The 25,953-nt window shown below is 73.4% G+C and carries 21 protein-coding genes and 2 tRNA genes; 6 read left to right on the top strand and 17 right to left on the bottom strand.

Features of this window, described 5'->3' with window-relative positions; all coding sequences use genetic code 11:
* Positions 1-28: 28 nt before the first annotated feature.
* From M8542_RS40790 to M8542_RS40775, 4 genes are all read right to left on the bottom strand, one after another.
* Positions 29-433, bottom strand: coding sequence for a peptidase inhibitor family I36 protein (locus M8542_RS40790; protein ID WP_257925767.1), 405 nt, complete (start codon positions 431-433; stop codon positions 29-31).
* A gap of 134 nt (positions 434-567) precedes the next feature.
* Positions 568-3,324, bottom strand: coding sequence for an AfsR/SARP family transcriptional regulator (locus M8542_RS40785; RefSeq protein ID WP_257925740.1), 2,757 nt, complete (start codon positions 3,322-3,324; stop codon positions 568-570).
* Positions 3,325-3,448: 124 nt separating this feature from the next.
* On the bottom strand, positions 3,449-4,087 hold the full coding sequence (locus tag M8542_RS40780) for a hypothetical protein (protein WP_257925739.1): 639 nt from the start codon (positions 4,085-4,087) through the stop codon (positions 3,449-3,451).
* A gap of 59 nt (positions 4,088-4,146) precedes the next feature.
* Positions 4,147-4,659 (bottom strand): lytic polysaccharide monooxygenase auxiliary activity family 9 protein, encoded by a 513-nt coding sequence (locus tag M8542_RS40775; RefSeq protein WP_257925738.1) that lies wholly within the window; start codon positions 4,657-4,659, stop codon positions 4,147-4,149.
* Between the two features lie 274 nt (positions 4,660-4,933).
* On the opposite strand from M8542_RS40775, the gene lexA reads away from it, so the two are divergent.
* Entirely contained in the window at positions 4,934-5,587 is a 654-nt protein-coding gene (gene lexA, locus M8542_RS40770; RefSeq protein ID WP_257925737.1) for a transcriptional repressor LexA, read from the top strand.
* A 9-nt stretch (positions 5,588-5,596) separates the two neighbouring features.
* Here the strand turns inward: lexA and M8542_RS40765 are convergent, their stop codons facing one another.
* Positions 5,597-6,802 carry a cytochrome P450 gene (locus tag M8542_RS40765; protein WP_257925736.1) on the bottom strand — a complete coding sequence of 402 codons (1,206 nt, stop codon included), beginning with the start codon at positions 6,800-6,802 and terminating at the stop codon, positions 5,597-5,599.
* A gap of 183 nt (positions 6,803-6,985) precedes the next feature.
* On the opposite strand from M8542_RS40765, the gene M8542_RS40760 reads away from it, so the two are divergent.
* Entirely contained in the window at positions 6,986-8,347 is a 1,362-nt protein-coding gene (locus M8542_RS40760; protein ID WP_372508731.1) for an MFS transporter, read from the top strand.
* A gap of 112 nt (positions 8,348-8,459) precedes the next feature.
* On the top strand, positions 8,460-9,206 hold the full coding sequence (locus tag M8542_RS40755; protein ID WP_257925734.1) for an SDR family oxidoreductase: 747 nt from the start codon (positions 8,460-8,462) through the stop codon (positions 9,204-9,206).
* A gap of 433 nt (positions 9,207-9,639) precedes the next feature.
* Here the strand turns inward: M8542_RS40755 and M8542_RS40750 are convergent, their stop codons facing one another.
* Both M8542_RS40750 and M8542_RS40745 read right to left on the bottom strand, forming a co-directional pair.
* On the bottom strand, positions 9,640-9,891 hold the full coding sequence (locus M8542_RS40750) for a DUF4287 domain-containing protein (protein ID WP_257925733.1): 252 nt from the start codon (positions 9,889-9,891) through the stop codon (positions 9,640-9,642).
* Between the two features lie 68 nt (positions 9,892-9,959).
* Positions 9,960-10,742 carry a class I SAM-dependent methyltransferase gene (locus tag M8542_RS40745; RefSeq protein WP_372508728.1) on the bottom strand — a complete coding sequence of 261 codons (783 nt, stop codon included), beginning with the start codon at positions 10,740-10,742 and terminating at the stop codon, positions 9,960-9,962.
* A 77-nt stretch (positions 10,743-10,819) separates the two neighbouring features.
* Here M8542_RS40745 and M8542_RS40740 point away from each other — a divergent pair, with 77 nt between their 5' ends.
* Entirely contained in the window at positions 10,820-11,419 is a 600-nt protein-coding gene (locus M8542_RS40740) for a TetR/AcrR family transcriptional regulator (protein WP_257925732.1), read from the top strand.
* Between the two features lie 89 nt (positions 11,420-11,508).
* Here M8542_RS40740 and M8542_RS40735 read toward each other — a convergent pair.
* Positions 11,509-11,580 (bottom strand) — tRNA-Val (locus M8542_RS40735).
* A 41-nt stretch (positions 11,581-11,621) separates the two neighbouring features.
* Positions 11,622-11,696: transfer RNA gene (locus M8542_RS40730), tRNA-Val, on the bottom strand.
* A 190-nt stretch (positions 11,697-11,886) separates the two neighbouring features.
* Between M8542_RS40730 and M8542_RS40725 the strand changes: the two genes are divergently transcribed.
* A complete protein-coding gene (locus M8542_RS40725; RefSeq protein ID WP_257925731.1) occupies positions 11,887-13,326 on the top strand; it encodes a DHA2 family efflux MFS transporter permease subunit in 1,440 nt (479 codons plus the stop codon).
* A gap of 218 nt (positions 13,327-13,544) precedes the next feature.
* On the opposite strand, the gene M8542_RS40720 is transcribed toward M8542_RS40725, so the two are convergent.
* Entirely contained in the window at positions 13,545-13,952 is a 408-nt protein-coding gene (locus M8542_RS40720) for a MarR family winged helix-turn-helix transcriptional regulator (RefSeq protein WP_257925730.1), read from the bottom strand.
* Positions 13,953-14,025: 73 nt separating this feature from the next.
* On the opposite strand from M8542_RS40720, the gene M8542_RS40715 reads away from it, so the two are divergent.
* Complete coding sequence (locus M8542_RS40715; RefSeq protein ID WP_257925729.1) at positions 14,026-14,940, top strand: quinone oxidoreductase family protein; 915 nt, start codon at positions 14,026-14,028, stop codon at positions 14,938-14,940.
* Here the strand turns inward: M8542_RS40715 and M8542_RS40710 are convergent.
* From M8542_RS40710 to M8542_RS40680, 7 genes are read right to left on the bottom strand one after another with little or no spacing between them, the layout of a single operon-like run.
* Positions 14,930-18,265, bottom strand: a complete 3,336-nt coding sequence (locus tag M8542_RS40710; RefSeq protein ID WP_257925728.1) for a serine hydrolase — start codon at positions 18,263-18,265, stop codon at positions 14,930-14,932. The two genes, M8542_RS40715 and M8542_RS40710, sit on opposite strands and share 11 nt — an antisense overlap.
* Positions 18,266-18,293: 28 nt before the next feature.
* Positions 18,294-19,226, bottom strand: coding sequence for an ABC transporter ATP-binding protein (locus tag M8542_RS40705; protein WP_257925727.1), 933 nt, complete (start codon positions 19,224-19,226; stop codon positions 18,294-18,296).
* A complete protein-coding gene (locus M8542_RS40700; protein WP_257925726.1) occupies positions 19,223-21,106 on the bottom strand; it encodes a dipeptide/oligopeptide/nickel ABC transporter permease/ATP-binding protein in 1,884 nt (627 codons plus the stop codon). The genes M8542_RS40705 and M8542_RS40700 overlap by 4 nt, the downstream gene beginning before the upstream one ends.
* A 1-nt stretch (position 21,107) precedes the next feature.
* Positions 21,108-22,088: an ABC transporter permease gene (locus M8542_RS40695; RefSeq protein ID WP_257925725.1), complete on the bottom strand. Its 981-nt coding sequence runs from the start codon at positions 22,086-22,088 to the stop codon at positions 21,108-21,110.
* A complete protein-coding gene (locus M8542_RS40690) occupies positions 22,085-23,674 on the bottom strand; it encodes an ABC transporter substrate-binding protein (protein WP_257925724.1) in 1,590 nt (529 codons plus the stop codon). Before M8542_RS40690 ends, M8542_RS40695 begins: the two co-directional genes overlap by 4 nt.
* On the bottom strand, positions 23,671-24,561 hold the full coding sequence (locus M8542_RS40685; RefSeq protein WP_257925723.1) for a serine hydrolase: 891 nt from the start codon (positions 24,559-24,561) through the stop codon (positions 23,671-23,673). The genes M8542_RS40690 and M8542_RS40685 overlap by 4 nt, the downstream gene beginning before the upstream one ends.
* A complete protein-coding gene (locus tag M8542_RS40680; protein ID WP_257925722.1) occupies positions 24,558-25,937 on the bottom strand; it encodes a serine hydrolase domain-containing protein in 1,380 nt (459 codons plus the stop codon). Before M8542_RS40680 ends, M8542_RS40685 begins: the two co-directional genes overlap by 4 nt.
* Positions 25,938-25,953: the final 16 nt, after the last annotated feature.

Raw genomic sequence — 25,953 nt, 5'->3', positions numbered from 1 at the left:
GGGGGACGGGCACCACCGGCCGGACACGTCAGTCCTTGGTGCAGATGTCCACGGCGCTGAGCCGGTTGTCGCCGATGGCGTTGTTCGCCAGGAACCCGTCGTCGGTGTTGCTGATCGACTTCGTCTTGGCGCCGGTGCCGCCGACGTCCTGGTACAGCATCACGTTGCAGCCGATGCGGTTCTTCACCGAGCTGGTCTCGTTGTCGATGCTGTCGTCGGTCTGGTTTCCGTTGCCGTCGTACCAGTAGTTGTTGCGCAGGTCGTAGTCGTCCGCCCGGAGGTCGAGCCAGTGGTTGGTGTTGCCCCGGTTGAAGTCGTTGTTCTCGAACAGGCAGAAGTTGCCGCTGGCACAGCTGCCGACGGCGAACGCGGGCGAGGCCGCGAACGTCAGCGCCGTTCCCACGGCCGCGGTGGTCAAGGCCACCGAGATCATCTTTCGCACATCTCCTCCTCACCGTTCCCGAAGCCGGGAACCGATCCGATCGGGCGGTGGCGACCGTAGGGGCCGGAAGCTGCGGGGCGGTTGCGCGCCGGTGCAATCGCCCGGTGGGCCGGGGTGCGTCCCGGTCAGCGGCCGGCCGGGATCCGTGCTCCCGCCAACCGGCGGCGGGCGGTTTCGGCCAGGACCGCCCGGTGCTGCGTCACGCCGAGCTGCTCCGCCTCCTCCCACGCGCGGCGGGCCTCGCGGAGCCGGCCGAGCTCCGCGTACACCTCCCCCAGGTTCAGCTGGATGACCGCCTCGTCGTAGACGTCGCGGGTCGCGCGCACGACGTCGAGCGCGTCCTCGTAGCGGCCCAGCGCCTCCGCGGGCCGGCCCAGCCGCTGCGCGATGAACCCGAGGCTGTGCAGGGTCTGCGCTTCGGCCCGGCGGTGGCCGAGCCGGCGGCACAGGGCCAGCGCCCGTTCGCAGGTGTCGGCCGCTCCCGGCAGCTCCCCCAGCCGCGCCTGCAGCCAGCCGACCGAGTTGAGCGCGTCGGCTTCGCGCATCGCGTTGGCGTCCGCGCGGTAGAGCTCCAGCGACCGGCGGGCGTGCGGCAGCGCGCGCTCGTGCTCCCCGCGCTGCGTCCACACCCAGCCGAGGGTGCGGTGGACGTCGGCGAGGACGTCGGGGGCGGCCCCGGCCAGGTCCAGCGCCTGGTGCAGGTGACCCACCGCGGCCACGTGCCGGTCCACCCGCGCGCACGCCGTCCCGGCCTGCAGGTGGGCCACGGCGAGGGCCGCCGGATCGCGCAGCTCGCGGGCCGCGGCGACCCCGGCCTGCCAGGCGGTCAGGTCTTCGACCAGCAGGCCGCGGCCGGCGTGGTAGGCGCTGAGGAACCAGGCCAGCTGCCACACCGTACGGTGCCCGCCCCGCGCCGCGGCCGCGTCGAGCAGCGCGAGCAGCCCGGCGTGTTCGACGTCGAACCAGGCCGTGGCCGCCGCCCGGTCCGCGAACCCGGGGACGACGGCGCCGGCCGCGGGGGCCAGCTCGATGACCGGGTGCTCCGGGCGCAGCAGGCGGGCCGCGGCGCGGGCGGTGTGCAGCTGGCAGTCCGTGAGCCGGCGCAGTCCAGTGGCGCGGACGTCGTCGCCGGCGAGCTCGGTGGCGTACAGCCGCAGCAGGTCGTGCATCCGGTACCGGCCGGGCACCGGCTCCTGCAGCAGGTTCGCGTCGACCAGGCACCGCAGCACCGAGCGGACCCGCGGGGCGTCGAGCCCGGTCAGCGCCGCCGCGGCGGTCAGGCCCAGGTCCGGGCCGGGCGCCACGCCGAGCAAGCGGAACGCCTCGGCCGCGACGGGGTCGAGGGCGGTGCAGGACCACGAGAACACCGCGCGCAGGTTGGCGTTGAGCTCGCCCGCGTCGAGCGCGTCCAGCCGCGCCGACGCGTCGTGGCACTCCTCGGCCAGCACCTCCAGCGGGAACCCGGGCCGGGCGGCGGCGCGGGCGGCCACGATGCCGAGGGCCAGCGGCAGCCCGGCACACCAGCGCACCAGGCGCTCGACCGCGCCGGGCTCGCCGTCGACGCGCTCCGGGCCGAGGGCGCCGGCCAGCAGGTCCCGCGCGGCGGCTTCGGTCAGCACGTCCAGCTCGACCAGCGCGGCGCCCCGCACACCGAGGCCCGTCAGCCGGTGGCGGCTGGTCACGAGCACCGCGCACGTCCCGCTGCCCGGCAGCAGCGGCGCCACCTGGGCGGCGTCCCGCGCGTTGTCCAGCACGACGAGCAGCCGCTTCCCCGCCACCAGGCTGCGGTAGAGCGCGACGAGCCCGTCTTCGTCCGCGGGCAGCGCCGCCGGGTCGGCCCCCAGCGCGCCGAGCAGCCGGCGCACCGCGGTTTCCGCCGGCATCGGCGTGCCCGAGGGATCGAAGCCGCGCAGGTCGACGTGCACCTGCCCGTCGGGGAAGCGGTCGAGGTGGTCGTGCGCCCAGCGCAGCGCGAGCGCCGTCTTGCCGACCCCGGCCGGGCCGCCGATCGCGCAGACGGGCACGGTGCCGCCCGGCTCGGTGAGCGCGTGGGTCACCGCGGCCGCTTCGCGATCGCGGCCGACGAGCCGGCGCGGGGCGGCCGGGAGCTGTCGCGGCACCGTGCCCCGCGGCGGCGCGGTCACCGGCGGCGACTCAAGGCCGGGATCCGCGGTGAGGATCTTCCGGTGCAGCTCGCGCAGGGCGTGGCCGGGATCCGCGCCGAACTCGTCGGCGAGCCGCCGCCGGGTCCGTTCGTAGTGCTCCAGCGCGTCGGCCTGCCGCCCCGCGCGGTAGAGCGCGAGCACGAGCTGGCCGGCGACGCGTTCGTCGAGCGGGCTCGCCGCGGCGCGGGCGGCGATCCCGGCCAGCACCGTGTTGTGCCGGCCCAGCCGCAGGGCGAGGTCGGTGCGGTCGAGCTCGGCCGCGGCCCGCTCGGCGGCGAGCGTCTCCCGCATCGTTTCGCCCCACGGCGTGTCGGCGCCCGCGAAGGCGTCGCCGCGCCACAGCTCCAGCGCTTCGTCGAAGCGCGCCAGCGCCTGGTCGGCCCGGGCGTCGGCGACCAGCGCGCGGAAGCGGTGCAGGTCGATCGCGTCGGCGGCCACCCGGATGACGTACCCGCCGGGCCCGTGCGCGATGACGACGTCCTCGGCGGCGGCCAGGCTCCGCCGGAGCCGCGACAGGTAGCTGGCCAGGCAGCGGTGCGCCCGCAGCGGCGCCCGGTCGGCCCACACGCGGTCGGTGAGCTGGTCGGCCGACACGGGCTTGTTGGCGTCGGCGAGCAGCGCGGCCAGCACCCCGCGCTGCCGTGCGTGGCCGAGCTCGACGGGCACGCCGTCGACGTCGGCTTCGATGTCCCCGAGCAGGCGGAACCGGACGGGCACGGCGAGGTCCTCCTCGTGGCCGAGGGCGCGGGCGAGCCGAGCGGTCGGACCACAGTGGAGGACGTCGGCACGCGCCGACGTTAGGACCCCGGGCTTCGCTCCGGCTTCCACACCGCTTCGGCGCTCAGCCGAGACCGGCCAGGTCGCGGTCGGCGAGTCCCGAGTGGACGAGGGTGGTGCGGTACGGCGGGAACGCGCAGGCCCGCGCTTCGCCCCGGTGGACCGCGACGAGGGTGCCGTCGCCGCGCCACCAGGTGTCCGCGAGGCCCGCGACCTCGGGGATCTGAACGCATCCGTCGAGGGAGAAGTCTTCGGCCGCGTCGCCGGTGAGCCGGGTCGTCCGGCTCGCCCACCGCGTCGCGTGGGCGGCGAGCGCGAGGGATTCGACCCAGCCTTCGACGCTCGCGTGCAGCGGCGACCACTCGTTGCCGTCGAGGCCGAACTCCCCGGCGGGCCCGATCGCGAAGCCGTAGGGCAGCGCCGTGCGGGTCGTCCCGGCGTCGAAGAGCCAGCCGGCGCCCGGCCGCCACTCGGGGAAGTCGGCGTGGAAGGTGCGCGGGCCGCCGTCGTAGCAAGGCGATGGCGGCAGGCAGAGGCCGCCCCAGCGCTCGTGGAACGCCTCGGCCCGGTCGATCTGCTCGGCCGGGATGCCGTCGCGCAGCCACCGCGCGCGCATCGGCTCGAGCGACGGCACGGGGAGCCGCACGCCGTGGCCGGCGACGAACGCCCGCGCTCGGCGGCTCAGCCCGGCGTCGAAGTCCACCCCGCCCACGATAGGACTCTCCCCGCCCGGGGGCCGCGCGCCCCCGGGCGGGGAGGGGTTCAGCCCACCTGCACGTCGATGCAGGAGTAGAAGGCGTTCGACGTGTCCGCGATGTTCCAGATCGCCAGCACCGTCTGGCGTCCCGTGTGGCCACTCAGGTTCACCTGGTGCGAAACGGTTTCCGGCGGCTGCTGGTTGTTGCCGCTGATGTCCGCGACCTTGCTGCCGCCGATCCAGTACTCGTAGTTCGTCGTGCGGTGGCGGGCGGTGAAGGTCCAGGTGAACGTCGCCGTCGTGCCGACCGGGGACGCCTTCCAGCCCTTGCCGTTGTCGTTCAGCTCGGCGAACTGCGCGTTCCCGCCGTTGCAGGACTTCAGGCCCTTCGGGCCCTCGACGCTCTGGGGCTCGTACTTGATGTCGCCGCAGGACACGGTGCCCTGGGCGCACTGCGCCTGGCGGCTCGCCGGGGCGTTGACGTAGCCGTGCGCGCTCGCGATGCCGGCGGGGTTGACGACCACCAGCACCGGGGCCAGGAGGGCACCCGCCGCGACCGCGACCAGTTTGCGTTTCATAGCAGCTCCTTCGGGGACAGGCTCGGTCCCGTCGCCGGGTACGGCGAAGTCGCGGTCCGGGCCTCGCTGGGAGGTCCGCCCGCGCCGGGAAGGGGTTCGAGCGAAGGAAAATTGTGGTCTAGACCATACGTCGAATCGAGACCTAGGTCAACAGATGGCAAAGTCCTGGCTCATGTTGGTAAGACGCCAACCGTCACCCGATGTTCCGGTCAGCGGGACTCGCCGGGGCGACCGGGCGGCGGCGCGCGGACTCCGTGCCTCTAGGATTGCGCCGGTGACCACCTACGACGACACGTTCGAGCACCTCGACCCCTCGGCCCTGCCGGAGCGGCAGCAGAAGATCCTCGTGGCGATCCGCGACTGGGTGGTCCGGTACGGCTACTCCCCCAGCACCCGGGACATCGGCGAGGCCGTCGGCCTGCAGTCGACGTCGTCGGTGTCGAAGCACCTGGCGAGCCTGGAGGACAAGGGTTTCCTGCGCCGCGGCGCCACGGTGTCGCGCCCGATGGACGTGCGCGCGTTCCTTCAGGGCAGCGAAGCGCGGGAAGACCGCGACTCGGTCCCGGTCCCCGTGGTCGGCGACATCGCGGCGGGCACGCCGATCTCGGCGGTCGAGCACGTCGACGACGTCCTCAAGCTCCCCCGCGACCTCACCGGCCGCGGCACGGTGTTCGGCCTGCGCGTCCGCGGCGACTCGATGATCGACGCGGCCATCTGCGACGGCGACATCGTGGTGGTCAAGCAGCAGAACGAGGCCCACTCGGGCCAGATCGTGGCGGCGATGATCGACGAAGAGGCGACGGTGAAGGTCTACCGCCGCCGCGACGGGCACGTGTACCTGGAGCCGCGGAACCCGGCGTACCAGGTCATCGACGGCGACCGGGCGGCGATCCTGGGCGTGGTCGTGTCGGTGCTGCGGAGCGTCTGACGCGCCGCTTCACCAGGTGACCGGCAGCTCGTAGACCCCGTACACCGAGCCGTCGTGCTTGAACGGCACCTGCTCGACGTCCGTGGCCAGCGCCAGCGTCGGGATCCGCCGGTACAGCGTGCTGTAGACGACCTGGAGTTCGAGCCGCGCAAGTGGCTGCCCGAGGCATTGGTGCACCCCGAAGCCGAACGCGACGTGCCGGCGCGAGTCGCGGCTCAGGTCCAGGCGGTCGCCGTCCGGGAAGACCGCGGGGTCGCGGTTGGCGATGTCGTTGGCCAGGATCAGGCCCTCGCCCGCGCGGATCGTCACGCCCGCGATCTCGATGTCCTCCAGCGCCAGGCGGCGGCGGCCGTTGTGGGTGATGTTGAGGTAGCGCAACAGCTCTTCCACCGCCGACGCGACCAGGGCCGGGTCGTCGCTCTCCCGCAGCAGCGCGAGCTGGTCCGGGTGCTCCAGCAGCGCCAACGTGCCCAGCGCGATCATGTTCGCCGTCGTCTCGTGGCCGGCGATGAGCAGCAGCACGCCCATCTGCGCCGCCTCGAGCCGGGACAGCTCGCCCGCGTGCACCCGGGTCGCGAGGCCGGACAACAGGTCGTCGGCCGGGGACTCGAGCTTCTCCCCCAGCAGCGCGTCGAGGTAGCCGACCAGGGCCCGGTGCCCGGCCGCCCGCTCCTCCGGCTTCGCGTCGCGGCGGATGATGACCTTGCTGTTCTCCTGGAAGAAGTCGTGGTCGGCGTACGGCACGCCGAGCAGCTCGCAGATCACCAGTGACGGCACCGGCAACGCGAACGCCTCGACGAGGTCGACCGGGTTCGGGCCGGCCAGCAGCCGGTCGAGCTGGTCGTCGACGATCTGCTGCACCGCCGGGCGCATCGCGGCCACCCGCCGGATCGTGAACGGCGCGGTCACCATCTTGCGCAGCCGCGCGTGCTCGGGGTTGTCCATCAGGATGAAGCTGATGCCGGTGCCGCCCTTCGGCAGCGGCGCCGGGCTCGGGTAGCCGGGGCGCGCGATGTCGGCGCTGACCCGCGGATCGGCCAGCAGCGCGCGTTGCTCGACGTAACGCGTCACAAGCCACGGCGTGCTGCCGTCCCACAGCCGGACCCGGGCCAGTGGCGCCTGTTCCTGCAGCGCGCGGGCGGCGGGCGGCGGGTCGAACGGGCAGCCCGCGGCGCGGGTCATCGGGAACTCGGGGATCTCGGCGGTGCTCGTCATCGTTCCTCCGCGGTGGCCGTCAGTTCGTGATCAGTCAACCGAAGACTGCTAAGCTAAGTCAAGCGACTGATTTAATTCGGACATCCCCACGGAGGACCGCTCGTGCCCGACCCAGCCACGCCCGCGAGACGCGCGAACCTCGTCGTCGCGGTCCTCGCCCTCGCGGGTATCACCGTCTCGCTGATGCAGACGCTGGTCATCCCGCTGATCCCCGCCCTGCCCGGGCTGCTGCACGCCTCCGCCGCCGACGCGACGTGGGCGATCACCGCCACGCTGCTCGCGGGCGCGGTCGCGACGCCGACCATGGGCCGGCTCGGCGACATGTACGGCAAGCGGCGGATGCTGCTCGTCAGCCTCGGCGCACTCGTCGTCGGCTCCGCGATCGGCGCGCTGTCCGACAGCCTCGTGCCGATGGTCGCCGGCCGGACCCTGCAGGGCCTGGCCGCCGGCGTGATCCCGCTCGGGATCAGCATCATGCGTGACGAGCTGCCGGCGGAACGCCTCGGTTCGGCGACGGCGATGATGAGCGCGTCGCTCGGCGTCGGCGGCGCGCTGGGCCTGCCCGCGGCAGCACTGCTGGCCGAAAACGCCGACTGGCACGTGCTGTTCTGGACCGCGGCCGGGCTCGGCCTGGTCGTCACCGCGCTCGTCGTCGCGCTGGTGCCCGAGTCGCCGCTGCGCACCGGCGGCCGGTTCGACGTCCTCGGCGCGGCCGGGTTGTCGATCGCGCTCGTGTGCCTGCTGCTGGCGATTTCGAAGGGCGCCGACTGGGGCTGGGGCAGCGCGGCGACGCTGGGCCTGTTCGCCGCGGCGCTCGTCGTCCTGCTGCTGTGGGGCCGGTGGGAGCTGCGCACGCCGCGGCCGCTGGTCGACCTGCGCACCAGCGCGCGGCGCCAGGTGCTGCTGACGAACATCGCGTCGGCGGTCTTCGGCTTCGCGATGTTCGCGATGTCCCTGGTGCTCCCGCAGCTGCTGCAGCTGCCAGCCGCCACCGGCTACGGCCTCGGGAAGTCGATGCTGGTGGTGGGCCTGGTGATGGCGCCGTCGGGGCTGGTGATGATGGCGCTGGCACCGGTGTCGGCACGCATCACGGCCACCCGCGGTCCCAAGACGACGCTGATGTGCGGTGCGGTGGTCGTCGCCGCCGGGTACGCCCTCGGCGTCGTGCTGATGAGCGCGACCTGGCACCTGGTGCTGGTCTCGAGCATCATCGGCGCCGGCATCGGGCTCGCCTACGGCGCGATGCCCTCGCTGGTGATGGGCGCCGTGCCGGTGTCCGAGACCGCGGCGGCGAACAGCCTCAACACGCTGATGCGCTCGATCGGCACGTCGGTCTCGAGCGCGACGGCGGGCCTGATCCTGGCCCGGCTGACCGTCCAGTTCGGACCGGTGGCGTTGCCGTCGCGGGACGGCTTCCGGCTGGTGCTGGGCATGGGCTCGGCCGCGGCGATCATCGCGTTGGCGGTGGCGGCGTTCCTGCCTCGGCGGTCCGCGGCGACGTCGGCGCCCACCGAGCCGGAACCCGCGGCGGCGGCGAGCCGCTGACCGGGCCGCCGGCGGCCGGTTCGCGTTCGGTGCGCGGGCGGTCAGCGGCGGACGGAAACCTTCGGTCGTCGCCGGGTCACCACGGCCCGGCCACGAACCGGAGGAGCCGGAGATGACGAGGAACGCTTTGGTGACGGGGGCTTCGCGCGGAATCGGCCGGGCGATCGCCCGGCGCCTGGCCGCCGACGGGGCCACCGTCGCCGTGCACCACGGCGGCAACGAGGTCGCCGCCAAGGAAACCGTCGCCATGATCGAGGACGCCGGCGGCCGCGCCTTCGCCGTGTGCGCCCGCTTCGGCGAAGCCGGCGCGGTCGAGCAGCTCGCCGACGCTGTCACGTCGGCGTTCGGTGGGCTCGACATCCTGGTGAACAACGCGGGCATCGGCTCGCACAGCACGATCGGCGAGGTCACCGAAGCCGAGCTGGACCGGCTGCTGGCCATCAACGTCAAGACGCCGATGCTGCTGATCCAGCGGCTGCTGCCGGCGCTGAACGACGGCGGCCGGGTCGTCACCGTCGGTTCGATGGCTTCGCGGATCGCGGTGCAGAGCCAGATCGCTTACACGGTCAGCAAAGCCGCGGTCGAGGCACTCGCGCCGACGCTGGCGAACGAGCTCGGCCACCGCGGGATCACCGTGAACACCGTCGCGCCCGGGCCGATCCGGACCGACCTGACCGAGCCCCTGCTGGCCATCCCGGAGGCCGCGGCCGGCCTCACCGCGATGACCGCGCTCGGCCGGATCGGCGAGCCGGAGGATGTCGCCGAGGTGGTCGGGTTCCTCGCCGGGCCGGGCGGGCGGTGGATCACCGGGCGCGCGCTCGACGTTTCGGGGGGTACTTACCTCGGTCCGATCGCGTGACCGGCGGCGGCCGCCCGGGGCGCGCCCGGGCGGCCGGTGGACCTCCGGTCACACCCGCGATAACACCGGTAGGACCCACCCCGGCCCGACCGCATGAGCCACGGCCGGCCTCCCACACCCGCCCGGGCGGCCAGCGGGACCGGGCGGCCGGCCGCGCCACGCCTGGGCGGCCAGCGGGACCGGCCGGCTGGTGGAGCACCGGCGGCGGCCGGCCTCCCGCATCACACCCGCGCGGCCGGCAGGACCGGGCGGCCACTGGAGCACCGGCGGCGGCCGGCTGCGCCACGCCTGGGCGGCCAGCGGGACCGGCCGGCTGGTGGAGCACCGGCGGCGGCCGCCCCGCATCACACCCGCGCGGCCAGCCGAGTTCCTCGCCGTGCGGCCGATGGATCACCGGCCACACCTTCGACATCTCCGGCGGCGGCCGCCCGCATCACGTCCGGGCGGCCAGGCCGTCGAGGTGCAGCACGCCGTCCGTGTGGTTCTGGGCCACGAACTCCGGGCCCTTCGTGATCAGCCGCGCGATCGCCGTCGCGTGGCCATGGCCCAAGCCGTGGTCGGTCTTGAGCCACGTGATGATCTCGCCGTGCTTCGTGAGGTTCTTGCCGGCCGCGAGGTCGACGAAGGCGCGCGGGGTGATGCCGGTCTGCTTCTCCGCGTTGTCGAGGTAGGCCTGGAAAGACATGGGGACTCCCGGAGGTCGGGCCGAAGGTGTTCTTGCTTGCCCCAAGGTCTCACCGACAACTTTTTTTGTCAAGCCTTCGCCGCGATCACCGCCAACGTCGTGTACGCCATCGTGAAGCGGCCGCCGATCGCGTCGATGGCCGCGCCCACGCCGGCGAGCACGTCCGCCAGCGCGTCCGGCCCGAGCCGCGTCAGGCCGCCCGTCGTGGGCAGGAGGTCGAGCCATTCGTCACGCGTGTACGGCTTCTCCCAGTCGAACCGGCGCCGGTCGGGCTCGCCGAACCGGCCCGCCTCGCGGATCCCGTCGGCGAACCGGCTGAACATCACTTCGTAGAGTTCGGCAGCACTTCTCGACTCTCCCGCCATCGGCGAACCGGGCAGCACCCGCCGGTACGCCTCGGCCAGCGCACCGGCCACCTCGGCCGGCGGCTGGAACACGTGCGCGAACAGCGCGAGCACCCCGCCGGGCCGCAACAGCCCCGCCGCCTTGGCCGGACCGGCGACCGGATCCACCCAGTGCCAGGCCTGCCCGGCGACGACGGCGTCGAACACGCGCCCGGCCGGGTCCCAGTCCTCGAACGTCGCCACCTCGACGTCGATCCCGCTCCCCCGCGCGAAGGCGGCCATCCGCGGATCGGGGTCGACGCCGAGCACCCGGGCGCCGGCGTCGCGGAACTGCCGCGCCTCGATGCCGGTGCCGCAGCCGACGTCGAGGAAGTCGGCGCCGGGCGCCGCGGCGAGGACGTGGTTCACCAGTTCGGCGGGGTACGCGGGCCGGGCGCGGTCGTAGCGTTCGGCGTCGACCCCGAAGGATTCGGCCATCTTGCGGGCTTCATGAGGTTGAGTGGGCATGCGCCCACTATAGTGGGCAGTCGCCCACTCGGGCCACCGTGTGGGCGTGCGCCTTCGGCGTACCGGAGAATGGGGGCATGCCGACCGGGGTTCACCTGCGCGATGTGCGCCAGCAGCTGTTCCACGCCGCCGAGCGCGTGCTGCTCCGCGACGGTCCGGACGCGCTGACCAGCCGCGCGGTCACAGCGGAGGCCGACGTCGCGAAGGGCGTGCTGCACCGCCACTTCGCGGACTTCGACGCGTTCCTGGCGGAGCTGGTGCACGACCGCATCGCCCGCCTGCGCGACCAGGAAGCGTTGCTGCACGCCGCGGCCGGCACCCGAACGGTCCCCGAACACCTGGTGGACACGCTCACGGAGCTGTTCGACCCGGTGTCGGTGGCTTTGGTGAGCCTGCTGTTCTTCCGGGACGAGCTGCGCAAGCGCCTGCACCGTCCGGGTGGTGGCTTACCCCTTTTGGTGGAAGCTCGCGCCATGGTGGCGGGTTACCTGAGGGCCGAGCGCGCTCAGGGCCGCATCGCGGCGGACGCGGACGCGGATTCCCTGGCCCTGTCCCTGATCGGCGGCGCCCACCTGCTCTTCGCCGGCCGCCGTCGAGGCACTCGGCCGGCGGACGACGAACTGGCAGGCGTGGTCAACGCGGTGCTGGCGGACGTGATCCAGCGCCGCCTGCTGTGAGCAGTCCGAAAAGGACGAACCCGGGGCCCGGCTTTCCCGAAAACGAAAGAGCCCCTGTCCGCGGACAGGGGCTCTTTCAGCGAATCTCGTGGGCGATACTGGGATCGAACCAGTGACCTCTTCGGTGTGAACGAAGCGCTCTCCCCCTGAGCTAATCGCCCTTGCTGTGGTACTGCCACGAAGTCCGGAGGGTGGACTCTCGTGGTGCGCGATACTGGGATTGAACCAGTGACCTCTTCCGTGTCAGGGAAGCGCTCTCCCGCTGAGCTAATCGCGCGCTGCGGAACTTCTCAACGGGGAGAAGCATATCGGACGCCCGCGAGCGGTTTTCGGGGGGTCCGGTGTGACCGGGCGCACCGCGGAAACCGCCGTGACACGAAGGGGCCGAAACGGGCAGACTGCGAGGGACAGCGCGCCGCTGCCTCGGTCTTCGCCGGGCCCGCGCGCCCCCGACCAGGAAAGCTCCGATGACCGAAACCGTGTCCTCCCCGCCCGCCGGCCCGGCTCGCCCCCCGGTGCGCTCGGGGCTCCTCATCGGGGTTCTCGTGCTGTCGGCGTTCGTGATGATCCTCAACGAGACGATCCTGAGCGTCGCGCTGCGCGACCTGACCGTCGACCTGCGGGTGCCGACGACGACCGTGCAGTGGCTGACCAGCGGGTTCCTGCTGACGATGGCCGTGGTCATCCCGACGACCGGGTTCCTGCTGGAGCGATTCACGCCGCGGCAGGTGTTCCTCTTCTCGCTCTCGGCGTTCAGCGTCGGCACCTTGCTGTGCGCGGTCGCGCCCGGGTTCGGGCTGCTGATGGCCGGGCGGGTGGTGCAGGCGTGCGGCACGGCCGTGATGCTGCCGTTGCTGATGACGACGGTGATGCGCTTGGTGCCGCCGGAGCGTCGCGGCGCGACGATGGGCACGATCACGATCGTGATCGCGGTGGCGCCGGCGATCGGGCCGACGATCGGCGGCGCGGTGCTCACGTCACTGGGCTGGCGGTGGATGTTCGGGATCGTGCTGCCGTTGTCGGTGGCGGCGCTGGTGATCGGCGCGGTGCGGCTGCGCCTGGACAGCGAGCAGCGGCGGGTGCCGCTGGACGTGCCGTCGGTGCTGCTCTCGGCGATCGGCTTCGGCGGGGTGCTGTTCGGGCTGTCGTCGACCGGTGAAGCCGCCGGCGCCCAGCCGCCGCTGCCGCCGTGGCTGTCGATCACGATCGGGGTCGTCTCGCTGGCGGTCTTCACCTGGCGTCAGCTGCGGCTGCAGCGCCGGGACCGCGCCTTGCTCGACCTGCGCCCGTTCACGCACCGGAGTTTCGTGCTCGCGCTGGTGCTGACGGCGTTGCTGTTCGTCTGCCTGATCGGCGCGGCGGCGATCCTGCTGCCGCTGTACCTGCAGACGGTGCTGCACACGAGCACGTTCGTCAGCGGCCTGGCGGTGCTGCCGGGCGGGCTGGTGCTGGGGCTGCTGGGCCGCCCGGTGGGTGCGCTGTTCGACCGGGTGGGCGCGCGCCCGCTGGTCATCCCGGGCGCGGGCGCGATGGCGGTGTCGCTGTGGCTGTTCACGACGCTGGGGCCGACCTCGCCGCTCATCGCGGTGATCGGGATCCACGTCCTGTTGATGGCGGGGCTCGGCCTGATGATGACGCCGCTGTTCACCGAGTCGCTCGGGGCGCTGCCGGAGCACCTGTACTCGCACGGCAGCGCGATCCTGTCGACGCTGCAGCAGATGGCCGGCGCACTGGGCACGGCGGTGTTCATCAGCGTGGCGACGCTGGGCAGCGCCGACACGGCCGCCACCGGCCCGGACGCTTCCGGGCTGCGGTCGGCCTTCATCGTGGCCGGGGTGATCGGGGTGCTCGCCTTCGCGGGTACCTGGCTCATCCGTGGCACCAAGGGAACCGCGAAGCCCCACTGACGAAAAGGCCCGCTTCCGCTCGGCGAAGGCTGGGGGGAGACCTGCGAGCGGAAGCGGGAGTTCGAGGCCGGTACGGGGGTCGCCTCGCGGCGAGTGGCGCTACACGGCTCCAGCCGGACTGGCACTCCGTGAAGGCAAGGGGTGAGGCCCGGGGACTCCTCCGTACCGACACCCGTTACAACGCTCCACGCCCGGCGTTGTTCCCCACGTGACCGGGCTCATGCCAGCATGCGGCTCAGCAGGACGCCGAGGCGGTTCCGGTCCGCCGCGCCGAAGTCCGCCGTCAGCGGCGCCAGCAACGCCGCCACCTCCGCCGTGAGCTCCCGGGCCAGCGCCTGCCCCTCGGGGGTGAGCGCGACCCGCACCGAGCGCCCGTCTTCGCGGTTGGCCTGCCGCGAGACCAGGCCGCGCTTGGCCGCGCGGTCGATCAGGCCGCTCACCGACGACCGGTCCAGGCCGAGGTGGGTGGCGAGCTCCGCCATCTTCGGCGTGCGGTCACGCAGGATGCCCAGCACCCGCAGCTGCGTCAGGGAAAGCTCGTGCGCGGCCGCCACCTGGCTCAGCTTCGCCATCACCACGAAGGACACCTGGGCCAGGTCGTCGAGCACGTCGCCGGGTTCGGTCATGCGTCGAGACTACCTTGAACTAGTTGGCGATACCAGCTAACTTAGTGGGCATTACCAACTAAAAGGAGACTCCATGCGCGCCGCGGTCGTCACCGAGTTCGGTACCTCGCCCACCTGCCAGGACTTCGCGGAACCCCAAGCCATCGGCGAAAACGAGGTCGTCGTCGACGTCGTCGCCGCCGGGCTGCACCCGCGGGTCCGCTCGCAGGCCGGCGGCTCGCACTACACCAGCACCGGGGACCTCCCGCTCGTCCCCGGCATCGACGGCGTCGGCCGGGCGCCCGACGGGACGCTGCGGTACTTCGTCCTGCCCGACACCACGCTCGGCTCGATGGCGCAGCGGACCGTCGTGGACAACCGGCGCAGCGTCGTCCTGCCCGAAGACGCCGACCCGGTGCTCGTCGCGGCCGGGATGAACCCCGCGATGTCGGCCTGGGTCGCGCTGCGCAAGCGGATCGCGTTCGCCGCCGGGCAGGACGTGCTCGTGCTCGGCGCCACCGGGAACGCCGGCCGCCTCGCCGTCCAGGTCGCCCGGCACCTCGGGGCGGGCCGGGTGATCGCCGCCGGCCGCGACACCGAGCGGCTGGCCGGGACCGAAGCCGACGAAGCACTCACCTTCGACGAGCTCGGCAAGGCCGCCGACGTCGACGTCGTGCTCGACTACGTCTGGGGACCGCCCACCACCGACGCGCTGCGGACCGTCGTCACCGAGCGCGCCGACCGCGGCCGCCCGCTGACCTGGGTGGAAATCGGCTCGGTGGCGGGCGCGACCATCGAGCTCCCCTCGGCCGCGCTGCGGGCGGCGCGGCTGCAGCTCGTCGGCAGCGGTCAGGGTTCCGTGCCGACGCGCGACATCGTCGCGGAGCTGCACGCCCTCGCCGCGGAGATCGGCCGCTTCCGGATCGACGCGCGGCCGGTGCCCCTCCAGGACGTCGAAAGTGCCTGGCGGGACACCGGAAGCACGCAGCGGCTCGTCGTCACTCCTTGACCTTCGGGGTCGCCCGCACGCCGGTGTGCAGGTACCGCTCCCCCGTCGGCAGTGAGTAGAACGTCACCGAGATCCAGCCCCGCATGCCCTTCGGGCGGTGCGCGAACTGCGCCGGCCCGATCGGCACCAGCTCGTCCTCGGTCGTCGTCTCCGGCATCAGCTCGGCGAGCGGGCCGGTGACGGTCTGGCGCAGCCACAGCTTCCCCTCGCGGGCGGTGACCTCGGTCCGGATCGACTCGCGCTCGTAGACGCCGAGGAACTCCGACGCGTCGACCTCGACCGGCGGCTGCGCCGGCTCGAGCGGGCGCGGCATCGCGACGCCGGCCAGCTCGGCGAAGATCTCGCGGTAGAGCTCTTCGTAGAGGTCGTGGGTGCTGCCGCCGTTGGCCAGCAGCGTCACCGCGAGGTCTGCGCCCGGGAGGATCCGCAGGAACGCCGACTGCCCGATCGTGTTGCCGTCGTGGCCGTGGACGCGGTGGCCGTCCCAGTCGAACCGGATCCAGCCGAGGCCCCACGAGTCGCCGAGGGTGTCCTTGTCCGGCATCTCGAACTGGTGCTCGGTCATCGCCGCCGCGGACGCCTCGGACAGCACCCGCGCACCGCCGGTCGCCAGGCCGCCGCGCAGGTGCATGCGGGCGAACGCCAGGACGTCTTCCGTCGACGCCGTGATCAGCCCGGCCGGGCCCGCCGAGCGCGGCAGCCCCCACACCGGGGCCGGCTGCGGTTCTTCGTCGCCGGCCGCCGCGTGGCCCATCGCCGCGCGGTGCAGCAGCGCCTCCTCCGGCAGGGTGCTCGTGCGCTTCAGGCCGAGCGGGGTGAACAGCCGCTCGCGCAGCGCCACGTCCCAGGTCTTCCCGGTCAGCTTCTCGATCACCCGGCCGACCAGGACGAAGCCGGAGTTGCAGTAGGACAGGGTCGCGCCGAGGGGATGGGTCTGCGCGGCCCGGTCGAGCAGCCCGACGTACTTCTCGAGGCAGTCGTCGCCGCGGCCGGTGTCGGTGAAGACGTCGCCGTCGATGCCGCTGGTGTGGGTCAGCAGGTGCCGCAGCGTCACCTGCTTCGTGACGTCGGGGTTGGCCAGCTTCAGGTCGGGCAGCACGTCGGCGATCGGCGCGTCGAGCTCCAGCAGCCCTTCGTCGACGAGCTGCATCGCCACCGTGGCCGTCCAGACCTTGGTGATGGAGCCGATCTGGAACACCGAGTCGTCGGTGACCTCGACGCCGGTGGCCTTGTTCAGCACGCCCGTGCTGACCAGCACCCGGTCGTCGCCGCGCTGGATGCCCAGTGCCGCGCCGGGCACGCGGTGCTTGCGCGCGAGCTCGGCCAGGCGCCGCCGCCAGTGCGCGGTGTCCAGCGGCACGCGCGCCGGCTTGCCCGGCTCGCCCGCGTGCTGCTCGACCCAGTCGACGATCCGGCGGTTGAAGTCCACGCGGTGCGAAAGGCGGCCCTCGAGGATGAACAGGTGCGACGCGCCGGGGTAGAGCACCATCCGGGTCGGCACGCCCTGCTCGCGCAGCGCGGTGAACCACTGCTCGGCCTGCCCGGCCGGGCACCGCTCGTCGTCGGCGCCGTGCACGATCAGCGTCGGCGTGCGCACCTTTTCCACCTGGGCCAGCGGGGAAAGCGCCGCGTAGTGCGCGCGGTTCTCCGAGGCGATCGCACCGAGCTCGACGACGCCGAGGTAGTGCCCGCTGTCGGAGGTGCCGGCCATGCTGGTCGCGTCGCTGACCACGCCACCCGCGACCGCGGCGGCGAACCGGTCGTCGCGGCTGGTCAGGTAGCAGGTCATGTAGCCGCCGTAGCTGTAGCCGGACACCGCGAGCCGGCGGGCGTCCGCCGCCCCTTCGGCGACGAGCTGGTCCAGCGGCTCGAGGAAGTCCTTGGCGTCGGCCACGCCCCACGCGCCGACGGCGGCGGTGTAGAACGCTTCGCCGTAGCCGTCGCTGCCGCGCGGGTTGAGCAGCAGCACCGCCCAGCCGCGCGCGGCGAGCTCCTGGTGGTAGACGTGCGCCGCGTCGGCGGTGGCGTTCCACGCGTTGTGCGGGCCGCCGTGGATGTCGAGCAGCAGCGGCAGCGGGCCGGTGCGGGCGGGGTCGCGCAGCAGCCAGCCGTGCACGACCGTGTCGTCGGAGATGGTGAACTCGCGTTCCTCGTGGGCGAACAGCTCGATCTCGCCCGCGCCGTGGGTGGTGTGCACCTTCGCCGCGCCCCCGGCGACGTCGACGGTCGCGATCTCGCCGTAGGAGGTCCGCGTGGCCAGCACGACCGCCGCGGTGGTCCCCGCGACGCTCAACCCCGCCACCGCCTGCCCGGCCTCGCCGAGCACCCGCCGCGGTTCACCACCTTCGACGTCCACTGCGTACAGGTGCGTGTAACCGCGGTCGCGGACGCAGAACAACGCCGTCGAGCCGACGACCTGCGGGAGCGCGCCCGGGTACCCCGGCCCGCCGGGCATCACGTTGCGGTCGAGCGGCGCCGCCAGGTCGACGGTTTCGCCGCCGTCCACGGGAATCCGCAGCAGCCCGGCGTGGCCCGGGGCGGTGTCGCGACGGCCGACGGCGAGCAGGGCCCGGCCGTCGGAGGTCCAGGTGACCGTGCCGCACATGCCGTCACCCGCGCCGGCCAGGCGAGGCTCCGCCGTGCGGTCACCGGGCTCCACCACGTAAGCACCCGAACGGAACGTCAGGTCGGCGTCCACGTCGCGGGCCGCCGGGAAGGCCAGCCGGTCGCCGTCCGGGGACCACGCGGGGTCGCCGGCGTGCCAGTCCCCCGACGTCACCCGCCGGACCTCGCCGGTGGCGACGTCGAGGACGTGGACGTGCTTGCGCAGCGTGCGCAGCAGCCCGGCGCCGTCGGCCTTGAAGTCGAGCCGGTCGGCGACCACCGGGGCGCTCGCGCGACGCCCCTGCGCGCCGTCGTCCTCGCCTTCCTCGGCGTTGAGGTCGATCGGGGCGCTGAAGGCGATCTCGGCGCCGTCCGGGCGCCACACCGGCGCCCCCGCGCCGAGCGGGAGCTTGGTGACCTGCTCCGGCTCGCCGCCGTCGGCGGGCAGCAGCCACAGCTGCGGCGGGCCGTCCTGGGCGCGCAGGAACGCGATCCGCGTGCCGTCCGGGGAGAACGCCGGGGCCGCGTCGGCCTTGCCCCGGGTCAGCCGGCGTGACTCGCCGCCGTCGGTGGCGACCTGCCAGAGCGAGCGCCGGTCTTCGTCGGCGTCACGGTCGGTGGTGCGCAGCGCGTAGACGATCCGGGCGCCGTCGGGCGAGATCGCCGGGTGCTCGGGGAACTCGAAGGCGGCCAGGTCGTCGGTGCCCAGGCGTCGGGTCATGCGTGTTCTCCTTGTGGGATAACGGATCTCAGGCGGCGAAGTGGCAGGCCGCGTGGTGCGGCCGGTGGGCGGCGTCGGCGGCCGGATCGGCGGTGACGCACAGGGTGCGGTCGGTGTGCACGAGCGGGCCGATCGGGCACCGCGGGTGGTAGCGGCAGCCGGGCGGCGGGTGGTGCGGGTCGGCGGGTTCGGTGTCGGCGAGCACGTCGTCGCCGCGGTCGTCGAGCAGGTGGCGGTGCGCGGACGGCGCGGCGGCCAGCAGCTCCCGCGTGTACGGGTGCCGCGGATCGGTGAGGACCTGCTCGGCGGGCCCGGCCTCGACGATCCGGCCGAGGTACATCACCGCGACGACGTCGCTGACGTAGCGCACCACCGCGAGGTTGTGGGAGATGAACAGCATCGACAGCGCGAGCCGCCGCTGCACGTCACGGACGAGGTTGAGCACCGCGCCCTGCACCGAGACGTCGAGCGCGGAGGTGATCTCGTCGGCGATCAGCACCTTCGGCTGCCCGGCCAGCGCCCGGGCGAGCGCGACGCGCTGGCGCTGCCCACCGGAAAGCTGCCCCGGCAGCATCGCGGCGCGTTCGGGGTCGAGGTTGACCAGGTCGAGCAGCCGGGCCACCTCGGCGCGGCGGTCCCCACGGGACGTCCCCCGCGGCATCGCCTCGGTGATCGACTCGCCGATCGCCATCCGCGGGTCCAGCGACGAATACGGGTCCTGGAACACCATCTGCAGTGGCCGGCGCCTCGGCAGCCGCCGCACATCGACGCCGTCGAGGCGCACCTGGCCCGCGCTGACCGGCGCGAGCCCGACCGCGGCGCGGGCCAGCGTCGACTTGCCCGAGCCGGATTCGCCGACCAGGCCGACGACCTGTCCGGCCGGAACGGTCAACGAGACGCCGTCGACCGCGGTCAACCGGCCGTAGCGGACGCTCACCGCGTCGAACTCGAGCGCGCTCATGCGGCCCCCTCCTCGTGCGACTGTCCGGAAAGGACGCTCACCTGCGGGTGCCAGCACGCCACCCGGTGCCGGCCGGCGGCCGGCACCAGCACCGGATCTTCGCTGCGGCAGCGGTCGGTCGCCAGTGGACAGCGAGCGGCGAACGCGCAGCCGCCGGGCACCTGGCCGGGTTCCGGCGGACGGCCGGGGATCACGGCCAGTGGCTCGTCGCGGTCGGTGTCGAGGTCCACTGTGGTCGCCAGCAGCGCCCGCGTGTACGGGTGCTGGGCCGGGCTCCCGGTCGGCAGGTCCTCGACGACGCGCCCGGCGTACATCACCAGCATCCGTTCGCACGTCTGGGAAACGACGGCGATGTCGTGGCTGATGAGCAGGATCGCCGCGCCCTCGGCCTCGCGCGTGCGGGCCAGCAGGCGCAGCACCTGCCGCTGCACGGTGACGTCGAGGGCGGTCGTCGGCTCGTCGGCGATGACGAGCTTCGGCCGGCCCATCAGGCCCATGCCGATCATCGCCCGCTGCCGCATGCCGCCGGAGAACTCGTGCGGGTACTGCCGGGCCCGCCGGGCCGCGGCCGGCACGCGCACCGCGGCCAGCTTCTCGACCGCGCGGGCGAACGCCGCCCGCCGCGACAGGCCGTGGTGCTGCTCGGACACCTCGGCGAGCTGCCGCCCGACCCGGCGGGCCGGGTTGAACGACGTCATCGGGTCCTGGAACACCATCGCCAGCGACGTGCCGAGGTCGCGGTCCGCCGCCTTCTCGACGGGCTTGCCGTCGAACTCCAGCCGGTCCGCGGTGACCACGCCGGGTGCTTCGATCAGGCGCGACACCGCGAGCGCGGTCAGGCTCTTGCCCGAGCCGGACTCGCCGACGACGCCGATCGCCTCGCCCGGGCGGACGCTGAAGCTCACCCCGCGCACCGGCACGGTCCACCCGCCCGGGCCCGGGAACGCGACCCGGAGGTTCTCGACGACGAGCACGGCGTCGGCGGCGGGCTCGGCCACGACCGCCGTCGACGCGGGTGGCAGCGGAGCCGCCGAGCGCTTCGTCGCGCGGGTGCGGACGCCGACCACCGCGGCCACCGTCTCCCCGACCAGGTTGAACGCCAGCCCGGCCAGCACCACCGCGGCACAGGGCGCGAGCGCCGCCACCGGGTTCACGTAGATGCCGTCGAGCCCTTCGCGCAGCAGCCGTCCCCAGTCGAAGTCCGGCGCCTGCACGCCGATCCCGAGGAACGACAGCCCGGCGAAGGCCAGCAACGCCGAGCCCGCGCCGATGGTCGCGTTCACGACCAGGGGCTCCCCGATGTTGGGCAGCACATGCCGGGCCAGCAGCCGGATCCGGCCGACGCCGGAAACCCGCGCCGCGTCGACGAAGTCGCGGCCGCTGACCGACGCCGTCAGCGTCTGCACCAGCCGGGCGAACGCCGGCGCCACCGCGAACCCGATCGCCAGCACCGCGCCCTGGGTGCCGACGCCGAAGATCACCGCGAGGAACAGGGCCAGCAGCAGCCCGGGGAACGCGACCGCGACGTTGACCGCGGCGGTGAGCAGCCGGCCCGCCCAGCGGGGCAGCACCGACGGCAGCGTCCCGAGCACGACCCCGGCGCCGACGCCGATCACGGTCGCCAGCACCGCGAGGCCGACCGAGAGCCGGGTCGCCACCAGGGTGCGGAAGAACAGGTCACGCCCGAGGGAGTCGGTGCCGAACCAGTGCGCCCCGGACGGGCCCTGGCCGATGGCGTCGGTGTCGATCGCCGCGGCGGCGTCACCCCACAGGACCGGGGCGAGCACCGCCAGGACGACGACCGCCGCCAGCAGGACCGCCGAACACGCGCCCACCGGCGTGCGCACCGCCGAGAGCCAGACCGAACCGCGTCGCGCCATCTCACGCCTCCCGAATCGCCGAGCGCGGGTCGAGCAGCCCGAGCACGACGTCGACCAGCAGGTTCACCAGCAGCACGCCGACGCCGTAGACCAGCACGACTCCCTGCACCAGCGGGTAGTCCTTCTGCAGGATCGACGCGACGATCGTCGAGCCGAGGCCGGGCCAGGCGAACACGTTCTCCACCAGCACCGTGCCCGCGACCATCGCGGTCAGCATCAGCCCGCCGAGGGTGAGCGTCGCGGTCAGCGCGTTCGGCAGCGCGTGCCGGACGTACACCAGCCGCGCGGGCAACCGCTTCGCCCTCGCGGTGCGCACGAAGTCGGCGCCCAGCACCGAAAGCAGCTCCACCCGCACCATCCGGGCGAGCACCGCCGCCGGGCCGACCGCGAGCGCCGCCACCGGCAGGACGTACGCGCTCGCGTCGTCCCCGCCGGCGACCGGGAACCAGCCGAGGCCGACCGCGAGCAGCGCGACGAGCCCGACCGCCACCAGGAACTCCGGGATGGCGGCCACGAACACGGTCACCGACGTGAAGCCCAGCTCGGCGCCGCGGCGGCGGCCGCCGCGGGTCAGCACCGCGAAGCCGACGCCAACCGGGATCGCTACGACGACCACCACCGCGAAGGCCAGCACCGCCAGCTGCAGCGTCGCCGGCAGCCGGTCGCCGATCACCTGGGTGACCGGCTGGCCGCTCGCCATCGACGTGCCGAAGTCGCCGGTCAGCAGGCCGCGCAGGTAGTGCCCGTACTGCGTCCACAGTGGATCGTCCAGGCCGAGCTCGGCCCGCTTGGCCGCCACCAGGTCCGCGGGCGCGGTGAGCCCGAGCGCGGCTCGCACCGGGTCACCGGGCACCAGGTGGATCATCAGGAACGCCGCGGTCACCAGGGCCCACAGCGACACCACGAACCGGGTCAGCCGGCGCGCGGCGAACGCCGGCCACGGGCTGCCCCGCAGGCCGGCGGGCGCCGTCGCCGTGGTCATTTCGCGTACATCCGGATCGAGGACGGCGTCAGGCTGCCCTGGCTGAGGGCGAACTTCGCGCCGCTGGCGTAGATCGGGACGACGGAGTCGAAGTAGGGCACCGCGTCCACCCGCTTGACCAGCGCGGTCTCCGCCGCGTTCCAGTCCGCGCAGCTGGCGTCACCGGGTTTCGCCGCCGCGGCCTGCGCTCCCTGGTCGTAGCCGGGGTTGCTGATGTGCGCGAAGTTCGTCCCGTCGGGCGCGGCCGGGCCGGAGACGAACGGCACCAGCTGGCTCGGCAGCGAGAACCCGACCGGGCCGAGGGAGACCTCCCACTCGCCGGTGCCGAACAGGACCTGGCTGAGGCCGGGACTGTCGACCGCCTTGAGCGTGACCTCGACGCCGAGGGTCTTCCACTGCTGCTGGACCAGCTCCGCGGTCGGCGCCATCGTCGGGCCGAGCTGGGTGCCGTAGAGGACGGTGAGCGAAAGCTTCTTGCCGTCCTTCGCGCGGACGCCGTCCGCGCCCTTCTTCCAGCCCGCGGTGTCCAGCGCGGCCGCCGCGGCGGCCGGGTCGTGCGCCGGCAGGCTGCCGGTGACGGTGTCGCCGGGACACACCTGCGGCTCGTTCGTGATCATGCCTTTCGACGGCCGCCCGGCGCCGTTGGTCAGCACCTTGCCGAGCTGGGGCAGGTCCAAGGCCTGGGTCAGCGCCCGGCGGACGGCCTCGTCCTGCCCGGGCCGCCCGGTCGCCTGGTTGTAGAACACCTCGCCGATCGGGGCGGTGAAGTCGGTGTGGAAGAGCTTGCGCGCCTCCAGCCGCTGCCGGTCCTGGCCGTTGATCTGGGCCGCGTTCAGCTCGCCGGACAGCAGCAGGTTGGTGGCGGTCGTGGTGTTCGGGATGACCCGCACGACGACCTTGTCCGGCAAGCCGGTTTCGGCCTTCCAGTCACCCGGGCCCCACGCGTAGTCCTTGCGGCGGGTGAACGTGTAGTGGTCGTTGGGCACGGACTCGGAGACGGTGAACATCCCGGTGCCGGCGTCGCCCTTGGCGAGCAGCTTGCGGTCCGCGAGGCCCTTGGCGCAGGCGATCGGCACCCCGCCGACGTTGCGGGCCAGGAACGCGTCCGGCTTCCCGCTGGTGACGTTGATCGTGCCGGCCGCGTCCGCGGTCGCCTTGGTGCCCGGGGCGATGTAGAGGCCGGCGATCGGCGACTTGTTCGCCGGGTCGCCGATGAAGTTGATGTTGGCCGCGACGTCGGCGGCGGTCAGCGGGCTGCCGTCCGCGCAGGTGAGCCCCTGGCGCAGGGTGAACGACGCGGTCGTGGTCGACGCCTCCCACTTCGCGGCCAGCCCGGCGATCGGCTTGCCCGCGTCGTCGAGGCCCAGCAGCGAGTCGTAGAGGAACCGGTCGACCTGGATGGCCACTGACAGCACCGTCATGTGCGGGTCGAGGCTGCCGGGGTCGGAGCCGACGCCGAGGCTGAACGTCTTGCCGTCGACCGGGGTCCCGTCGCCGCTGCCGGCGCTGCCGCCCGGGCCCCCGCAGGCGGTCGCGGCGAGGGCGACGACCCCGAGCAGGACCGCCGCGGTCCGTGTCTTGGTCATGGGGTTTCCTTCCGGAGGTGGTCCACGGCGAGCCGGGCGGCTTTGCCGATCGCGGCGTCGACGGCGGGTTGCCGCTCGGCGAGGGAGTCCGCGCGGGTGAAGACGGCGACGGCGAACCGGCGGCCGTCCGGGTAGGACAGGACGCCCGCTTCGTTGCGCACCGCGGGCAGGGTGCCGGTCTTGGCGGCGATCGTGACGTCGGAGCCGAAGCCGGAGGAGATCCGGTGCGGCCAGATCTGCTGGGCCATGATCTTGCGCACCCGCTCGCAGGCGGCGGGCTCGGCGGCGCGGTCGGTCCAGATCGCCTCGAGCAGCGTGGTGATCTCCCGCGGCGTCGAGGAGGTCGTACGGTCGGGGTCGAGCACCGCGAGCTTCCAGACCTGCTCGGGGGTCGCGGCGGCGAGCACGGCGTCGAGGTCGTCGGCGCCGGCGGCCCCGAGGTCGGCGAGCACCGACGCGAAGAGGTCCTCGCAGCAGCCGATCAGCTGCGTGCGCCGCAGCTCGAGGTCCGCGAGCACCCGGTCGACGGCGTCCTGCCCGACGCGGTGGTAGATCACGTCGGTGGCGGCGTTGTCGCTCATGGTCAGCATGAACAGCGCGAGGTCGCGCCAGCTCAGCTCGACGTCGTCGGCGCAGCCGGCGGTGCCGATCCCGCCGATGCGGTAGCGCTTACCGACCCGCGTGCGCTCGGTTTCGTCGAGCCGCCCGGCGACCACCTCGCGGGCGTAGGCGAGGGCGACCGGGATCTTGAACACCGACGCGAGCACCACGGGGTCGTCCGCGCCGAGCGCCACCTCGGCCCCGCCGCCGATCTCCCGCGCGTGCACGAAACCCCGCGCGCCCGCCGCCAGGAAGGCGTCCGCGATCCTCGTTTCGACCTTCTTCACGCGCTCACCCGCCGGTCGGCGCGGCCGGTGTGCAGGTACAGCGCGCGGCCGGTGCCGTCGTCGCCGACGAAGGCGTGCGGCAGGTGCATCCCCTGCATCGGCTCGGCCAGGATCAGCGTGTCGCCGTTCATCGCGACCAGCTCGCTCTTCTGCGGGCCCATCAGTTCCTTGAAGATCCCCTTCGGGATGCGCTCGACCCAGACGCGGCCGTCTTCGTCCTGGCTGACCACGATGTCCGCGACGGACGAGGAGTACTCGCCGACGTACCGGGTGGCGTCGACGCGCGGCGCGTCCGGCCGCGGCACCGGCGGCACCTTGAGCTCGATGCCGGTCAGCTCCTTCAGGAGGTGGCCGACGACCTCGGTGTAGACGGCGATCGGGTTGCCGCCGTTGGTCAGCAGTGCCACGGCGACGTCGTGCCCGGGCGCCAGGCGCAGGAAGGCCGACTGGCCGATCGTGCCGCCGTCGTGGCCGACGACCGCGCCGCCCTCCGACAGCGACCAGCCCAGGCCCCACGCCTCGCCCATCAGGCCGAGGTCGGGCAGCTCCACGACGCGTTCCCGCATGGCGCGGGCGCTTTCCGCGCTCAGCACGCGGGTGCCGTCCGGGCCTTCGCCGTCCCGCAGGTGCATGCCGGCGAAGGTCACCAGGTCGCGCGGGCGCATGGCGAGCATCGCGCCGGCCGGAGCGTTGGACGCCGCCAGTGCCCAGACCCCGGCGGGCTGCGGGTCCGCGCCGGGCTCGGGGGTGAGGTGGCCGAGCGCGGCCCGGAAGCGGATCGCCTCGTACGGGCTGGCCGCGGCGTGCGTCAGTCCCAAGGGGACGAACAGGTGGTCGGCCAGGCAGTCGTTGTAGGACTTGCCGCGCAGCACCTCCACGACCCGGCCGAGCACGCAGAAGGCGGCGTTGTTGTAGGAGAACATCTCGCCGGGTGCGAACAGCTGCGGGACGTCGCCGAGGGTGGCGACGTACTTCTCGACGCAGTCGGCGCCGCGGCCGGTGTCGGTGAAGATGTCGCCTTCGAAGCCCGAGGTGTGGCACATCAGCTGCCGGACCGTAATATTGGCAGCTGCAACACTGTCGGCGATCGTGAACTCGGGCAGGTACTTCCGCACCGGCTGGTCGAGGTCGAGCAGGCCCTCGTCGGCCAGCTGCAGGGCCAGCGTGGTCGTCCAGATCTTGGTGATCGACCCGATCTGGAACAGCGAGTCCGTGTCCGCTTCGACGCCGGTGCCCTTGTTGAGCACCCCGGCCGCGTGGTCGATGATCTCGCCGCCGGCGTACACGGCCACGGCCGCGCCGGGCACGTGGTGCTCGGCCAGGACGGCGGGGAGCCGGCTTTCCAGCCAGGCGGAGAGTTCGGTGAGTTTCGACATGGTTGCCTCTCGTCCG

It is taken from the genome of Amycolatopsis iheyensis (assembly GCF_024703995.1).
GTDB lineage: Bacteria > Actinomycetota > Actinomycetes > Mycobacteriales > Pseudonocardiaceae > Amycolatopsis > Amycolatopsis iheyensis.
Note: the sequence above shows the minus strand (reverse complement) of the source record. Positions and strands in the feature narration are given on the sequence as shown.

What these genes read in the sequence shown, in the direction of transcription:
- M8542_RS40755 (WP_257925734.1), top strand. Translation starts at nt 8,460, where the DNA reads ATGACGAGGAACGCTTTGGTGACGGGGGCTTCGCGCGGAATCGGCCGG.
- M8542_RS40695 (WP_257925725.1), bottom strand. Translation starts at nt 22,088, where the DNA reads ATGACCACGGCGACGGCGCCCGCCGGCCTGCGGGGCAGCCCGTGGCCG.
- M8542_RS40705 (WP_257925727.1), bottom strand. Translation starts at nt 19,226, where the DNA reads ATGAGCGCGCTCGAGTTCGACGCGGTGAGCGTCCGCTACGGCCGGTTG.
- M8542_RS40700 (WP_257925726.1), bottom strand. Translation starts at nt 21,106, where the DNA reads ATGGCGCGACGCGGTTCGGTCTGGCTCTCGGCGGTGCGCACGCCGGTG.
- M8542_RS40765 (WP_257925736.1), bottom strand. Translation starts at nt 6,802, where the DNA reads ATGACGAGCACCGCCGAGATCCCCGAGTTCCCGATGACCCGCGCCGCG.
- M8542_RS40790 (WP_257925767.1), bottom strand. Translation starts at nt 433, where the DNA reads ATGATCTCGGTGGCCTTGACCACCGCGGCCGTGGGAACGGCGCTGACG.
- M8542_RS40740 (WP_257925732.1), top strand. Translation starts at nt 10,820, where the DNA reads ATGCCGACCGGGGTTCACCTGCGCGATGTGCGCCAGCAGCTGTTCCAC.
- M8542_RS40680 (WP_257925722.1), bottom strand. Translation starts at nt 25,937, where the DNA reads ATGTCGAAACTCACCGAACTCTCCGCCTGGCTGGAAAGCCGGCTCCCC.
- M8542_RS40760 (WP_372508731.1), top strand. Translation starts at nt 6,986, where the DNA reads ATGCAGACGCTGGTCATCCCGCTGATCCCCGCCCTGCCCGGGCTGCTG.
- M8542_RS40775 (WP_257925738.1), bottom strand. Translation starts at nt 4,659, where the DNA reads ATGAAACGCAAACTGGTCGCGGTCGCGGCGGGTGCCCTCCTGGCCCCG.
- M8542_RS40720 (WP_257925730.1), bottom strand. Translation starts at nt 13,952, where the DNA reads ATGACCGAACCCGGCGACGTGCTCGACGACCTGGCCCAGGTGTCCTTC.
- M8542_RS40750 (WP_257925733.1), bottom strand. Translation starts at nt 9,891, where the DNA reads ATGTCTTTCCAGGCCTACCTCGACAACGCGGAGAAGCAGACCGGCATC.
- M8542_RS40690 (WP_257925724.1), bottom strand. Translation starts at nt 23,674, where the DNA reads ATGACCAAGACACGGACCGCGGCGGTCCTGCTCGGGGTCGTCGCCCTC.
- M8542_RS40745 (WP_372508728.1), bottom strand. Translation starts at nt 10,742, where the DNA reads ATGCCCACTCAACCTCATGAAGCCCGCAAGATGGCCGAATCCTTCGGG.
- M8542_RS40715 (WP_257925729.1), top strand. Translation starts at nt 14,026, where the DNA reads ATGCGCGCCGCGGTCGTCACCGAGTTCGGTACCTCGCCCACCTGCCAG.
- M8542_RS40725 (WP_257925731.1), top strand. Translation starts at nt 11,887, where the DNA reads ATGACCGAAACCGTGTCCTCCCCGCCCGCCGGCCCGGCTCGCCCCCCG.
- M8542_RS40710 (WP_257925728.1), bottom strand. Translation starts at nt 18,265, where the DNA reads ATGACCCGACGCCTGGGCACCGACGACCTGGCCGCCTTCGAGTTCCCC.